The organism is Rhodococcus erythropolis R138 (assembly GCF_000696675.2).
Lineage (GTDB): Bacteria > Actinomycetota > Actinomycetes > Mycobacteriales > Mycobacteriaceae > Rhodococcus_F > Rhodococcus_F erythropolis.
Genome location: NZ_CP007255.1, coordinates 3,439,449 through 3,455,297 on the forward strand (window position 1 = coordinate 3,439,449; position 15,849 = coordinate 3,455,297).

At 61.6% G+C, this 15,849-nt stretch carries 7 protein-coding genes (1 of these 7 cut by a window edge); 3 read left to right on the forward strand and 4 right to left on the reverse strand.

Annotated features, from left to right (window positions below; genetic code table 11):
* Nucleotides 1-5,734, forward strand: the end of a protein-coding gene (locus tag H351_RS15950) for a non-ribosomal peptide synthetase (RefSeq protein ID WP_059016347.1). The gene continues 26,102 nt to the left of window position 1, outside the view; only the last 5,734 of its 31,836 coding nucleotides appear in the window; the start codon falls outside the window, past its left edge; it ends in the stop codon at nucleotides 5,732-5,734.
* A 34-nt stretch (nucleotides 5,735-5,768) separates the two neighbouring features.
* Here H351_RS15950 and H351_RS15955 read toward each other — a convergent pair whose 3' ends face one another.
* A complete protein-coding gene (locus H351_RS15955; protein WP_029255497.1) occupies nucleotides 5,769-6,380 on the reverse strand; it encodes a VOC family protein in 612 nt (203 codons plus the stop codon).
* 317 nt (nucleotides 6,381-6,697) lie between these two features.
* On the opposite strand from H351_RS15955, the gene H351_RS15960 reads away from it, so the two are divergent.
* Nucleotides 6,698-9,802: a multicopper oxidase family protein gene (locus H351_RS15960; RefSeq protein ID WP_244891498.1), complete on the forward strand. Its 3,105-nt coding sequence runs from the start codon at nucleotides 6,698-6,700 to the stop codon at nucleotides 9,800-9,802.
* A 118-nt stretch (nucleotides 9,803-9,920) separates the two neighbouring features.
* On the forward strand, nucleotides 9,921-11,159 hold the full coding sequence (locus H351_RS15965; RefSeq protein ID WP_059016349.1) for an HNH endonuclease signature motif containing protein: 1,239 nt from the start codon (nucleotides 9,921-9,923) through the stop codon (nucleotides 11,157-11,159).
* 85 nt (nucleotides 11,160-11,244) lie between these two features.
* Here the strand turns inward: H351_RS15965 and H351_RS15970 are convergent, their stop codons facing one another.
* From H351_RS15970 to H351_RS15980, 3 genes are read right to left on the reverse strand one after another with little or no spacing between them, the layout of a single operon-like run.
* Nucleotides 11,245-12,216, reverse strand: a complete 972-nt coding sequence (locus H351_RS15970) for an antibiotic biosynthesis monooxygenase (protein WP_029255495.1) — start codon at nucleotides 12,214-12,216, stop codon at nucleotides 11,245-11,247.
* Complete coding sequence (locus H351_RS15975; protein WP_029255494.1) at nucleotides 12,213-14,906, reverse strand: molybdopterin-dependent oxidoreductase; 2,694 nt, start codon at nucleotides 14,904-14,906, stop codon at nucleotides 12,213-12,215. Before H351_RS15975 ends, H351_RS15970 begins: the two co-directional genes overlap by 4 nt.
* Nucleotides 14,903-15,727 (reverse strand): FAD binding domain-containing protein, encoded by an 825-nt coding sequence (locus H351_RS15980; RefSeq protein WP_029255493.1) that lies wholly within the window; start codon nucleotides 15,725-15,727, stop codon nucleotides 14,903-14,905. Before H351_RS15980 ends, H351_RS15975 begins: the two co-directional genes overlap by 4 nt.
* Nucleotides 15,728-15,849 lie beyond the last annotated feature (122 nt).

The following is a 15,849-nucleotide window of genomic DNA, read 5'->3' on the forward strand; positions in this document are numbered from 1 at the left end:
AAGGCGCTATCTGGAGTCCGCGCTGCCACGACCGATGGTGCCCGACGCGTATGTCGTGCTGGACGCTCTACCGGTGACCGTGAACGGAAAGCTTGACCGCAAGGCTCTTCCCGCTCCGACGTTCTCCGCGTCGAAGGTGCGCTATCGAGCACCCGCGTCCGAGACGGAAGAGATCCTCGCTTCGCTGTTCGCAGACCTGCTCGGTGTCGAGGCGGTGAGCGTCGACGATTCGTTCTTCGGGCTCGGCGGCGACAGCATCGCATCCATCCAACTGGTCTCCCGAGCGAAGGCTCGTGGTCTCGTGATGACCCCACGAGACGTCTTCGAACAGAAGACTGTTGCCGCGCTGGCACAGGTCGTTTTGCGATCTGACGCGCCGGCGCAGAGGGTACTTGCCGAACTGCCGGGCAACGGTGTCGGAGAGTTGCCGCTGACGCCGGTGATGCGCATGGTGCTCGGCAGCACCGATCACTTCGATCGCTACTCACAGTCGATCGCACTGGATCTGCCAGTCGGCGTCGATCAGGCGGGGATCGTCGCCACGGTGGCCGCCGTCGTCGATCACCACGACATGCTTCGGTCGACCTTGCACAGCAAAACTTTGCACGTGGCCGAGCCCGGAAGCGTGGACGTGGCCGCACGTGTGCGGAAGGTCGACTTCGATCCCGCTGCCGTCGACAGCGCGGAAAGCTTGACCGAATTGGCACGATCCCAAGTGGAACTGGCTCGACGAGAACTTGATCCGCGCGGCGGTGTGATGTTCGCGTGCGTCTGGCTCGCGCCGGTGGGTGACGAGGAAAAGGTGACCGGGCGACTGCTCGTCGTGATGCACCATCTGGTCGTCGACGGAGTGTCGTGGCGAATCCTGGTGCCGGACTTCATGACCGCGTGGGCACAGATCTCCAATGGTGCGCCGGCGCAGCTGGCACCTGTCGGCACGTCGATGCGTCGCTGGGCACATGCGCTGCAGGACAGTGCAGTTGGGGCGACGGCAGACCTGCCGACGTGGCGGGCAATCGTCGACGGCGAGGACCCGGATCTGGGATCGGCGCGCTTCGACCCCTCGCTCGATCTGGTCGCAACTGTCCGCGACATCGAGGTGCGCGTCGACGCGTCGACGACTCAGGCACTGCTGACCGAGCTTCCGGCCGCGTTCCGTGGCGGCGTGAACGACGGTTTGCTGACAGCTCTGGCGCTTGCAGTCACTCGGTGGCGTCGCGAACGAGGCGTGCACACCACATCGACGCTCATCCAGATGGAAGGTCACGGGCGAGAAGAGCAGACTGCACCCGGTGCTGACCTCTCGCGTACCGTCGGTTGGTTCACCAGCGTCTATCCCGTGCGCCTCGAACTCGGTGCGCTCGACATCGACGACGCCATGCGCGGCGGCGTCGCGGCGGGTCGGGCCGTCAAGTCGGTCAAGGAACAACTGCTCGCCGTGCCCGGTCGTGGCATCGGCTACGGGGTCCTCCGATATCTGACCGACAGCGATACGGCCGGCAGCGACATGACCGGCAGCGACCCGGGTACACCACTGCCGGACAGCATGCCGCAAATCAGTTTCAACTACCTCGGTCGCGTGTCTGCCGGCAACGTCCCGGAGGAGTTCGCCGATTTGGGGTGGACTCCGTCCGTGGATGTCGGTGACATCGAAGGCCCCGGAAACCCCGACATGCCTGCCGCCGCAGTTCTCGACATCAACGCGATAGTCACAGACATTTCGGGTGATGCCGAGTTGTCCGCGACGTTCTCCTACGCCGGACGCCTCCTGACCGAAACGGACGTCCGAGGCTTGGCGCAGTACTGGGCGAGCGCGCTGCGGAGCCTGGTCTCCCACGTCGGCAGAGGCGCTGGGGGAGGCCTGACGCCTTCCGACGTTCCGTTGGTGACGGTCTCTCAAGAGGACATCGATGTCTGGGAAGACCGGTATCCGCTGGTCAGTGACATTTGGCCACTGTCGCCGTTGCAGCACGGACTTGCCTTCCACTCGTTGCTCGCCGGCAACAGTGCCGACGTTTATCAGACCCAGATGGTTCTGGAGCTGACAGGAACTGTCGATCCGATACGAATGAACCGGGCCGTGACTGCTCTGCTGAACCGTCACGACAACCTACGGACCGCCTTTGTCGCCGATCTGTCCGGCGAACTCGCGCAAATCGTTCTCGGTGAGGTCGATGTCCCGTGGCGTGTGGTCGACCTCGGTGCCGAGCCTGCGAGTGAGCGCGAAGCTGTCTACGAGCGAACCCTCGCGCGTGATCGATCCGAGCGTTTCGATTTGGCAACACCGCCATTGCTTCGGTTCACGCTCATCACACGAGATCCCAGTCGACACGCGCTTGCAGTGACACTGCACCACATTCTTCTCGACGGGTGGTCGATGCCGCTTCTGATGAAGGACCTGATGGTTCTTTACGCAACGCACGGCGACGAGTCGGTGCTTCCCCGCGCAGCGTCCTATCGTAATTACCTGTCCTGGTTGAATTCTCGGGACGCTGCGGAATCCGAGTTGGCGTGGGCCGAGGCGCTGTCCGGGCTCGAGCAGCCGACCCTGCTCGCCGGGGAACGGTCTGCTGGTTCGAGTGCCGGCACCGTCGAGTCGGTTGTGACTCAGGTGGAGCCCGAACTCGCCGAGCAGCTCGGTGCCTTCAGCGCCGACAACGGCGTCACATTGAACACCATGATGCAGGCCGGTTGGGGAATTCTGCTGGCGCGCCAGCTGGGTCGAACGGATGTCGTGTTCGGTGCAACCGTGTCGGGTCGTCCTCCCGAGCTCGATCATGTCGAGTCGATGGTCGGCCTGTTCATCAACACGCTGCCCGTCCGGGTCACGATCGACCCCGCGGAGTCTTTGCGTTCCTTGCTCTCACGGCTGCAGGCAGAACAGGCGGCGCTTCTCGAGCACCACCAACTCGGACTGACGGAGATCGTCAAGAGCGTCGGAAATGCCGCTGACTTCGACACGTTGACCGTCTTCGAGTCGTACCCCGTCGATACGGAAGGTATCGCTGCAACGAGCTCGATCGACGGCATGACGGTTACTGCGATCACCGGTGACGATGCGACCCACTATCCGTTGACACTTACCGTTGTCGCTGATGACGGCATTTCATTCACGCTCAAGTATCAGCAGGATGTCTTCGATGCGCCGACGATCGAGGTTCTGCGCGAGAGGATGCTTCGGATCCTGCGTGCATTCGTGGAGTTGCCGGACACCGCTGCCGGAATCCTGGATGTTCTGGGGCCCGACGAGCGTCGCCTGCTTGTCCCGGTATCGGGCCTGCCGGCTGCGCCCAGCGCAACCCTGGCTGATCTCATCGCTTCCGCCGTCACACAGAACCCCGACGGAATCGCGATCTGGGCCGACGGGCGTGCGTGGACATACCGTGAAGCGGACGCCTGGTCGAACCGCCTTGCTTCCATCCTGCTCGATCACGGAGTTGGTCCGGAAACCTTTGTAGCCGTGGCACTCCGGCGATCGGCAGCGTCCGTGATGTCGGTGTGGGCAGTGACGAAGACCGGCGCCGCCTACTTGCCCGTCGATCCTGACTATCCGGTTGAGCGGATCGAACACATGATCACAGACTCCGGTGCTGTCATCGGCATCAGCCGAGGTGGGAATCAACTTCCCGATTCGGTGCGCTGGCTCGATCTGGACGCACTCGAAACCGCGATCCAAGAGCTACCCGAGTCGAGTATCGCGGGAGCGGCTCGCATCGACAATCCGGCCTACATGATCTACACGTCCGGATCCACGGGCAAACCGAAGGGCGTCGTGGTCACGCATGGTGGTCTCGCGAATCTTGCCGCCGAGCGTCGTGAGCACTATCGCGTCGACTCGCACTCACGATTCCTGCACAACACCTCGCCGAGCTTCGACATGTCGGTGGGTGAAATGATGTCGGCGCTGTCCGCGGCGGCGACTCTGGTCGTCACACCGCCCACCATCCTGGGCGGAGAAGAGTTGTCCCGGTTCATGATCGGACGTCGGGTCACTCACGCACTGATCACTCCGGCGATGTTGACGTCGATGGAACCGGAAGGGCTCGAAGAGCTTCGGGTTCTCGGTGTGGGCGGGGAAGCGGTATCTGCCGAACTGGTGAACCGTTGGCAGCGTGGTCGAACCATGCTCAACGGGTACGGGCCTACCGAGGCAACCGACATCTCCACCGTCGGTGATCTCGTCGCGGGCAAACCAGTCACGATCGGATCACCCGTGCGTGGATTCGACACTCTGATCCTCGACTCGCGACTGCTCCCGGTGCCGATCGGGACGCCGGGCGAACTGTACGTGTCCGGGCCGGCTCTCGCCCGGGGATACCATGACCAGTCTGTGCTCACGGCAACCCGATTTGTTGCCAACCCGCACGGCCGGCCGGGTGATCGTCTGTATCGCACGGGCGACATTGCCGCCTGGACACCCGAACTCACCATCGAGTACCGGGGCAGGACCGACACTCAGGTCAAAATTCGTGGTCATCGCATCGAACTCGGGGAGATCGACTCGGCCCTGCACGCACACCCGGACGTGGATGTGGCCATGACCCGCGGCAAGAGGACACCGTCCGGGGACACCGCGTTGGTCGCGTACGTCGTGCCGACGCCGGGGACTGCGCCGGAGGTGAATCAGGTCGTCGCCTTTGTCTCCGAGTTCTTGCCACGTCACATGATCCCTAGCGCTGTCGTCTTCATCGACAAGGTGCCGACGACACCGACAGGAAAGGTCGACGAGAAGGCATTGCCGACCCCTGATTTTGCGTCGAAGATCGTGTATCGGGAGCCGAGCACGCCTACGGAAATCGCTGTGGCCACTGCCTTCTCGGAGGTCCTCGAGATCGCTGACGTCGGCGCCGACGACAACTTCTTCGAACTCGGTGGGAACTCACTGTCGGCGATGCGAGTAGTGACCAAACTGCGGATGTCGCTTGCTCGCGAGATCCCATTGCAGTGGTTGATGACCGAGCCGACTCCGGCGTCGATTGCGATTCGTGTCGACTCCGGACAAGAATCTTCCGGCGCGCTGGACGTCGTGTTCCCGATTCGGACGACCGGTGATCGGCCGCCTGTGTTCTTCGTCCATCCGATCGTCGGCCTGGCCTGGAGCTATGCCGGCTTGGCGCCGTACATCGATTCGGCGACTCCGATGTACGGGATCCAAACTCCAGCAGTCTCGTCCGCGGATCCGCTGCCGGAGTCCATCGAGTTCACCGCCGCCAGGTACCTCGAGGAAGTTCGAAAAATCCAGCCTGAAGGTCCGTATCACTTTGCCGGTTGGTCGCTCGGTGGCGTGATCGCACACTCGATGGCGGTGCTATTGCAGGCAGCGGGCGAGTCGGTCGATTCGTTGGTGATGCTGGACAGCTTCGCCCATGCCGCTGAAGACGGTGAAGGTTCGGACGCTGACGACGACGCGGACATGGGACTCGAGTTCGCGCACGCCATGGGCGAGTTGACTTCGGAAGATGTCGGCAGGCTTGTCTTCGCGGCCCGGCACAACGACACGTTGATGCAGGCTCACCAGCCGGGGATCTTCGATGGCGACGTGCTGTACTTCACTGCAGCGCTGGATGATCCATGGCTGAACCGTGGAGTCGATTCATGGCGTGCGTATGTCAGCGGGGATATCGTGAATCACCCCGTCGAGTGCACTCACTGGGACATCACCTCGCCCGCCGCTCTCGAGACCGTTGGTCCGTTGATGTCGCACAACTTGGAGAGGATTCGTCGGATGTCCTGAGTCGGGCGGGCGTGTTCTCGAGACACCGCCTGCGTCAGGAATGGGTGCTTTCCCAGGCGAAACCGTCAGGATCCGCGAAGGGTTCGGACGCACCGGTGATGGTGATTCGGTGCGATCCGGTGCCCTCGGGAGCGAGCCCGGCGTCCTTTGCCAGGGCGCCTCGGCCGTACAGTGCCAGCGTGACATTGTTTGCTGCGCTGGTGAATTCGACGTACTTGCGGCCGAAGCTCTTCGACACCTCGAGGCCGTGGTCGAGGTAGAACTGCTTGCTGGCCTTGACGTCTTCGGCGCCGAGCAGCAGCACGAGGCTGTCGATTGTGCGGGTGGCGGGTTCATTGTTCTTCTTCGACGACGTGGCGATCTTCCAGATCGAACCGTCCGGAGCCTGAAGGACTCCGCCGTATCCCCAGAGGGATTTCTTCACCGGCTTCAAGACGGCGGCACCGGCTGCGAGTGCGGCGCCGACGAAGGCGTCGACGATGTTCGGTTGGGAGACGACGAGCGAAAGGGTGTACCCACGAAACCCGGTTGTCGGTTCGTTCGATTCGCGTAGCTGGATTCGATCTCCGACGCCGAGAGCGTTGTAGAAGGCTTCGGCTGCGACGAGGTCGGGTACGTCGAGGATCACGGATTGCGCGGTGGTCATCCGGGCGCTCCCTGCTGATGTGTGGATTGACGACGTGTGGTCGGAAGTGGACTTCTGTGGTGTGTTCATGTGTTTCAACGTAATTGCGGGCCCCTTGGCTGTGCTTCTCGATTTCTGATCGGTTTGCTGAGACTGCTTGCAAGGTGCAGCGCTCGAGCGGGCACTAGGTGGGCAATTTGTCGTGAATGTACTGTTCAGCCGATGTTTTCTCGATAGGCTGATGAGCGCTGATCGGACGTATCTCACGCCACCATGGAACGGGGAAACCAGTGATCGCACTGCGAGGAAGGTCGTTAGCCGCAGCAGTAGTGGTGTCCATGACGATGGCGTTGGCCGCGTGTACGTCCGCTGAATCGGCGCCCGAGGTGGGCGCCAACTACGGCTCGGACGGAACCGCCGTCGACTACCGGGAGCCGGTGAAACTGAGTAGCCGAGATGGTGTTCTCGAGGTGCGCTTGTCCGCTCATCAGGGAGTGATTCCGCTCGATACCGCTTCGGCGCCCGTGTCGAATTTTCTGCTCTTCGGGTACGAGGTCATCCGCGGTACGGCGTCGGACGGATCGACCTCGGCGAGTGACGTCTATCCGGCGCCGACTCTCCGCGTCAATCCCGGAGAGCGATTGATCATTCATTACGACAACGATTTGCAGGATCTCACGATCGAGGACTTCTACGATCCGGCATTCACACCGGCGGGCGGGGACGTGCCGATCTATCCGCCGGCGCTGACGTCGGCTCCGCTGAATCTGCACACGCACGGAGTGCACGTGAGTCCGGACGGCAATGCGGACAACGTGTTGCTCAACATTCCCGCCGGCCAGGGAAACGTGTACGACTACGCGATTCCGGGGACGATGCCGAACGGTCTCTACTGGTACCACAGTCACCGGCACACCCTCACCGCCCAGCAGACGTACATGGGCTTGGCCGGGCTACTGGAAATCGGCCGGCCGGACGGGAATTTGCCTGTCGTGACGGCAAACGACGTTCCGATTCGCGATATGGCACTGCAGTACAACTTCGTATTCGACCGCAAAGGAAAGGGCCGGCAGCTCAACGACGCGAACTGGCCCCAATTCGTCAGTACGTTGACGCCACCCGCCGGTACCGAATTAGCCGACGGGACGTACCGTCCGAGCCTTGCTCCGGTGAATTTCTCGGACACCACCGAGGGCGCGCAGTATTTCACCAACTGGTACGCGGGACCGTTGTCCCCGGCCAATCATCGTGGACAGAATCAATTCGTTCCAGGCAATCTGCAGAGCTTCGTGGGTGAATCGACGAGTGTTCCGGCCGATCCCTCACTGCCGGACAACCAACGCGATGTGCAGTACACCGTGAACGGTCAGTTCCAGCCGTCGCTGAAACTGAAGCCGGGGCAGACCGAGATCTGGGTGCTTGCCAACATCAGCGACTTTGCCTACATGCCGGTTACGTTGACGGAAACCGCAACCGGCACCCATCCGAAGTTCGCAATCGTGGGGCAGGACGGAAACCCGTTCGACGAGGTCAGGCCACCCGTGGACGGGGACGGAACCAGGCTGGTGATTCCGCCGGCCTCGCGCTATGCAATCGCCGTGACGATGCCGGAGTCCGGCGATCTGGTGCTGGAGATGCCACCGCTGGAAGGTGCGAAACCGGTGAGCAATCCGGGAATTCTCTATACCAACAACGGTACCGACAATCCGCCCGCCGAACTCGGAACCGTCACCGTCGACCCGTCGGTGATCAGTTACGCGGACGGATTCTTCACGTTCCCGACTCAGCAGTTGATCCGCGCGACGCCAGACGAGGGCGAAGGGAAGACGACTCCCTTCGAGTTCGGACAGAAGCTCGATACCTACACCTCGTTCGTGGATACAGCAGCGATGACGCCCGACGTGACCCGCAACCTCACAGTGTCCGGTGGGTTCGGAAACGAGAAGGCCAGCAACAGCGATCCGAAGGCCTTCACCTACGAATTCGCCGACAACACGTTCCCCAACATCCCGCTGATTCAACCGCGGCTGAATTCCGTTGAAGAATGGAAGATCACGAACCTCAACAACGACGAACACCCGATGCATATTCACGTGAACGACTTCCAAGTGATGGAAGTCGTTGATCCCGTCGCAGGGACGACGACAGGGGTTCAGCCCTGGGGGATCGACAATGTGAACGTGCCTGCTCCGGTGACTGACGAGAATGAGAATGCTCTCGAGCCTGCGTCAGTGACGTTGCGAACGAAGTTCACCGAGTACACCGGAACCTTTGTGATTCACTGCCACCGACTCAATCACGAGGACAACGGTTTGATGGCTACCGTCAACGTGATTCCCGAGGTATCGACGTATACCGTCGCGATACCTGGTTCGGCCGGCGTGCCCGCCAAGGTGCAGATATTCGATGCCAACGGCGACAAACTGATCACCGCTGTGACGCCCTTCCCGTCGTTCGAAGGCACCCCGAGTGTGGCGATGGCGGACGTGAACGGAGACATGGTGCTTGATCTGGTCGCTGGAACAGGGGCAGGCTCGGCTCCGGAAGTGGTGGCGTACAACGCAGTCGGCGGCGTGCCGTTCACCGACGAGTTGGCAAGATTTGCGCCCTTCGATGTGGGTTTCCGCGGTGGAGTGAACGTCGGTGGTGTCGACATCGACGGAAATGCACTGGCAGACAACATCATCGTTGCATCAGGCCCGGGGATGGAGTCGCAGGTCAAGATTTACTCCACCGACCTTCCGGCGGACAAGAGGTCCGCACCCGCAGAATTCGGTTCGTTCTCGCCGTACCCGGGATCGAGTAGCGGAGTCACGTTCGCAACCGGAATGGTCGACAGTCACTCCGGTCGAGCGAGCATCGTGACAGCACCCGGTGCGGGCGAGGAGCCGTTGATCAAGACGTTCCGCTACGACCTGTACGAACCGACGGCGGCTGCGCAGGGCGACTCCGATGAACACGCAGGTCATACGGATGGTCCGGTAACGACATCACAGTTCTTGGCCTTCGACCAGGGCTACCGCGACGGGGTGTCTCTGTCGACGGGTTGGGTGGCCGGCGCCGAGGGCGGCGCAAAGTCGATAGTGGCAGGCATGCTCGGAGGAGACGGATCAATCCGCGTCTTCTCGAGTGGATCCAGGCTCGACGGTGCACCCGAGATGTACCTCGAGAGTCCAGATCACCATTCGACGGACGTGGCATTTCGGGAGGTTGCAGCTTTCGACCCGTTCACCGATCCAGGGTCGGGTGTGGGAGTGGCCACGACGAGCACGACTACCGGCGCGGATCTCCTCGTCAGCGGCAGCAACGGAACGGGTGCCGAAGTTCGGAAATTCACTCTCGGTCGTGCCGATCCGTCTGCGACCACATTGACACCGACGCTTGTGGGAACGCTGCCGCCCTATCCCGTCGGCGGGGGAGTTCTGCCGCTCGGTGGTCGATGATCAGGTTTTGAGATTTTCTGAAAGTAGTTATATATCAACCGGTCTCGAGTTCGATGTTTCTTGAAACCTGTCCGTTATGTCTCTGGATCTCGAAAGTATGTTCGATTAGACTTTGAGTATGGACAGTCGGGAAGCGTGGCAGCTGGATGGCGAGGGCCTCAAGAGTGAGGTTCTGGATCTGGTGCGTGTCCGACACGAGTTGCAGTCGCGGATGGTGTTGTTGATCGTGGAAGTGTTTTCCCGTGAGGTTCTCGGGGGGAAGGGTTTTCGGGCGATCGCGCAGTGGTTGCATGGTTCGACGAATCTCGAGATCGGTGAGTGCAGTCTGCTGGTCGGGTTGGCGCGGTTGTTGATGCTCGAACCCGTTGTCGGCGATGCGTTTCACCGGGGTGACGTGGATGCGTTGAAAGCCCGTCAGGTGGCGTCGTTTTGTCAGCATCCACCGAAGAACATGACTCTGGCAGATGTGGACAAGGCTCGCGGGATTCTGCTTGGTCTGGCGTCGAAGAACATCGCGGATTGTGATGCGGTGCGGGCGGCGATTCGGCGGATCGAGAAGCAGTACGGCAAGCGTGAGGACGGTGTTCCGGTCGGCGAGGATTCGGAGCGTAACGAGTTCTACGCCTCGAAAGGCTTGTACGGGCGTGTGTCTGTGAAGGGTGATCTGGATGCGGTGAACGGGGCGCGGTTGATCACGTTGTTGTCGAGTTTGTCGGCTCCGACGCCGGAGAAGGACGGCGTGAAGGACACGCGTACTCCTGCGCTGCGACGGGCGGACGGGTTTTGCGAACTGCTGCGCCGGTACGAGCGGGCGGGGTTGGGTCCGATCGAGGGCGGGGTGAAACCGCACATCACGATCACTGCGTCGGCGAAAGACATGACGGATCTGCAGGCCTTGAAGGACTTGCTGCCGTCCACGGAGGAACTCGGGTTTGCGTGGACGGATTGGGTGGGTCCGATCAGTATCGACACTGCCCGGATGTTGGCGTGCGACTGCACCGTGACGCGGATTTTGTTGGATGAGAATGGTGTTCCGCTCGAGTGCGGTAAGGAAGCGAGAACGGCGACGGTTCCGCAGCGGCGGGCGTTGGCGGTTCGGGATGGTGGGTGTGCGTTTCCGGGGTGCGGGACGCCGTCGGGGTGGTGCGATGCTCATCATATTGTTCACTGGAACGATGGTGGCCCAACAGATCTCGACAATCTGATCTTGTTGTGCGGTCATCATCATCGGACGATGCACCACACGGAGTGGCGGGTGGAGATCGGACCGGATCGGAAGTCGGTGTTCTATCCGCCGATGTCGGTTGATCCGTATCAGCAGCCGATCGGCGGGAACAGCCCGCCGACGGCCGCCTGAACGGGCATAACTGGAAATGCCAGCGTATGCACCGGGGAAGAATCATGCCCCGGTACATGCGCTGGCATTTCGCGTTCTGGAGAGCTCAGGGCAGCGACCAGAACTGAGTAGTCACCAGATAGAAGACGACCACCCAGAACAAGGTCACCGCAGCGACGATCGCCACCCCTTGCGCGTTGGTTTTTGCGACAGGAATCCCTGGAGGTGGACGCAGCCAACGGTGCAGGAGCCGATTCACGTAGTACGGCATCGTGAAGAAACTCATGATGAAGCTCGACAACAGGTTGCCGATCAACAATCCGAGCCAGAGTGGCAGCTTCAGCGGTGACAGCGCCAAAGTTAGCAAGACGACAGTCGGGTAGAGACCGACCCAGACCGCGATCGAGGTTTTTGTCTCCGAAGGTGGAGGGGCCTCGTTTCCGTTCTCGTCGAAGGCAAACCAACTGCCGAACGAATTGTCCACGGTTCGCAGTTCGAAGTCGTGGAACTTGCGACCCTCGGCGAGAAGCTGTTGTCGCTCAGGGGAAGTCAGCCACGTGTCGAGATGGGCAGCATTGTCGAAGCGATACAGCAGGGTCCACTCATCCTGCACACCGTCGACTGGGCGAAACAGTTCGGTGCCGCGGAATCCGTCGAAAGCACTCTCCACCTCCCGAAGGCGATCCTGCCAGGCAAGGAACTCGTCGATACTGTCGTCACCTACTCGGTGCGTCACTACGACAGTCAGCAGTGGGTCCGGAGGCCTGATCCCGCCGCTCACTACCTGCTGCGTGGCCGGGCCGTCGAAGAACTGACGACCGCTGTCGAGGTAGTCCTGCCTCGTCGCGCTGTTGATCCACGCTTGAACATGAGCGATGGAGTCGAATCGGTACACGATCACCCAATCAGGTTGGGTGGGCGTCGGAGCCGCGATTTCTGCCCCGAGGAAGCCTGCATAATCTGCGGCCGCCCGGTTGAGATCTTTCTGCCAGACCTCGAATTCTTTCTCCAGTCCGGCACGCACTCGCTGGCCGATGATGACCGTAGCGGCGCTGTCCGCCGATGTGTTCGCGGTCATCGGTTCAGGCCTGAGTAGATGCGTTCCGGGGTGAGCGGTAGTGACCGGAATCGTGACCCGGTGGCATCCTGCAGTGCGTTCGCCAAAGCAGGGGCAACCGGATTGATGCAGCACTCCGCCATGCCCTTGGAGCGGAGTGGGCCGACGGAGTCTGATGACTCGACGAGGATCACCTCGGTGCGTGGGACATCTGCATAGGTCGGGATCCGGTAGTTACGTAGATTCGGGTTCGTCATCGCGCCGTTTGCGTCTACGTGGAAGTTCTCGGTGAGTGCGAAGCCGATGCCCTGGGCGACGCCACCTTCGATCTGTCCCCGCACCTGCGCCGGATTGATGATCACCCCAGCGTCGGTGGCTTGGACACTGTAGAGGATGCGGATCTCGCCGGTGATGCGATGGACGGCGATCCGGAAGCCATGAGTGTTGGACACCACGCTGCGCGGCGACCCGTACGCTTTCCGTGCTTCGGTGAATCGGATCCCGCGCGGGCGTGCAGCCTCGAGTAACTCTTGCAGTGTTAATCGAGTACTACCGCAGACGATCTTGTCGTCGTCCATCGAGCACAGGTCAATCGAGACGCCGGTGTGATGTGCGGCGAAGGCCAGTAGTCGATCGCGGAGCGCATTCGACGCGCGGAGTACCGCGTTCCCAGCGACAAACAGGCCGGCGCTGGCGAAAGCGCCTGTGTCGAAACCGGTTCGGTCGGTGTCCGACTGAATGATTCGTACACGTGACGGTGTTGTGCCCAGCTGATTTGCGGCGATCTGCACGTGGGCCGTAGAAGTTCCCTCACCGAATTCGACTGTGCCGATAGCAAGTTCGTATACACAGTCTTCGCCGAGGGTGAGCCAAGCCTCGGAAATGTGCTCGGTGGGTGGCGCGGTCTCATGTAGTGAACTGGCAGTACCGGTGCCGATCAGCCAATCGTCTCCGAGCGAGGGAACCGGTTGGCGCTTCAACGCTGCGTCGATCAAATCGATGCATTGCCCCAGTCCGTCTTCGGTGAAGATCACGTCGTCCGGGCCGCCTTCGAGTGCGACGAGTGAATCGCCAGGTCGGACGATATTGCGTCGACGCAGTTCGAGCGGATCCATGTTCAGCGCGATGGCCAATTCGGTCATGGCCGATTCCACGGCAAAGGCCGGTTGAGTCATCCCGTACCCACGCAAAGCGCCGCTCGGGACGTTATTGGTGTACACGGAATACGCATCGAACTTCTTGTTCGCACAGCGATAGAGCGAGACTGCCGCGCCGCCGGCAAAGAGTGTCTCTCCGCCGTGGTTTCCGTATGCACCGGTGTTCGAGACGTTGCGATAGTGGAACGCGGTGAGTGTCCCGTCCGACTTTGCTCCGAGCTTGATTGTGAGTTTCATCGGATGACGCGGTGACGCGGTGGTGAACTCTTCTTCTCGGGTGAATTCGAGGCAGACGGGACGACCGGTGTCCAGGGTGGCGAGCGCCACCAGATCTTCGCTGATCACTTCCTGTTTTCCTCCGAACCCGCCGCCCACGCGTTTGCAGAACACGCGCAGCTGATCCGGGCGGAGGTCGAAGAGATGGGCGAGTTTGACCTTGGCGATGGAGGGGGACTGCGAACTCGTGCGAACGTGAAGGCGTCCGTCTTCCATCCATGAAATCGAACCGTGCGTCTCGAGATGTGCGTGCTGCACTCGCGGGGAGAAGTAGGTGCCTTCGTGGATGACGTCGGCCTCGGCGAACCCGGCCTCGACGTCGCCCACGTGACCGTGAAGTTCGAGCAGGATGTTGTGCTCGGGATCTCGAACAAAGGGATCGTCGGATCCGTGCAGGGCTGGAGCGCCGTCGGCCATGGCCTCTTCCGGATCGAACACGGAAGGCAGGATCTCGTAAACGACCTTCACCTTCCGACGGCCTTCTTCCGCAGCGACGACCGAGTCGGCGAGGACGGCCACCACACGCTGACCCACGAACCGCACGACGTTGTCGAGGATGTACGTGTCGTCCGGATCAACAAGGTGGTCGGTATGAATTGCCGTTGTAAAGAGCTTGCGCGGCACGTCTTTCCAGGTGTACACGCGATGGACACCGGGGACGGCGAGCGCCTCGGTGGTGTCGATGGAGGTGATGCGTGCATGCGCGTGGGGCGAGTGCAGCACTTTCAGGTGCAGCATGCCGTCGATCGCGGTGTCCATAGTGTATTCGGCTCGGCCGGTCACGACGTCGGTGGCCGCCGGCGCCCCGACGCTGGTCCCGACCGCCCGTCCGGGGAGGGCAACTTCGACAGCGCCGACACCGTTGACCGCGTCTTCGATGGATCGGTAACCGGTGCAGCGGCACAGGTTTCCCTTGAGCGCTCGCGGCAAGTCTTCTTTCTGCGCGTCGGTGAGCGCCGCGGAGGTCATGATCATTCCGGCGGTGCAGAACCCACACTGAAAGCCGGGTGCATCCCGGAACTGTTGCTGAATCGGATGGAGATCTTCGGGCGTGCCGAGTCCCTCGATCGTGGTCACCGCGCGACCGTCGGCGCGAAAGGCGGGCGTGATGCAGCTGTGTATCGGCGCTCCGTCGAGCCACACTGTGCACGCCCCGCAGTCCCCGCCGTCGCAACCCTTCTTCACCCCGTGGTGTCCGAGGTGTCGAAGAAACGTCCGGAGACACTGTCCTGGGAACGGTTCCTCGTCGAACTTCCGGTCGTTCACCGTGTAGCTCATGACTGGCTCCCCGTGAGTTCGATTCGGAGCTCGTCGGCGTAGTGACGGGCGAGGTGCAGGCGGTGGTCGGGGGTTCCGTTGGGATCGTCGAACCAACTGTCGGCCGAAATGGAGTCGACAGCTCGTCGCAGAGAGTGCTCGTCCGGCATCGTGTCGAACGTCAGCCGGATCGGATGCGTAGTGCCGGCGGTGATGGTGAGGTGAAAGTCGTCGGCTCCCGGAGTCTGCGTCGCGATCATGAAGATCGTCGAACGGCCGAGGTGCGTGAGACTGAAGCGGCGGTGGGCGTGGCGTTTGGTGAGCGCGTGCACCGGGAACTCGATGCTCCGAAGAACTTCGCCCGGCTCCAGGACATTCTGGTGGTCACCGGTCACGAAGTCGCACGCGTCGACGGTCCTCACTGTTCCGGCGGTGGCCCACAGCGTGAAAGTAGCCTCGAGTGCAACTGCCAGCGTGATCATCGGTCCGGCGGGAAGCGACATACAGATGTTGCCGCCTACGGTGGCCGAATTCCACACCTTGAAAGACGAGAGGAAGTACTCGCAGCTGACACGAATAAGTGGACTCGCACGCCAATTGTCCGGCGGGACAAACGCATACAGTTCGGCAACGGTGCACGTAGCTCCGACACGGAAATGAGTCGCGCCGACCTCCAGTGGTGTCCAACCGAGCGCGGTGAGGTCGACCAGTCGACGTGTGTCGGGTTGTTCCGCTGAGAACAGCCACGTTCCTCCCGCGAGCCAGGCGTCGCCGGGACGCCACACGTCCCCTGGGCGATCCGGTGGTCGGCGTATCACGTCGGTAATGGTGGTGATGTCCATGCGCCTGCTCCCCTCGGGGGATGTGTCTTCTCGGAGTGGGACATTACCGAGGTGACGAGACACATTCACACTTTTAGTACATATCGGGCACGCGAAACATGAGCGATACGTACGTGACATCG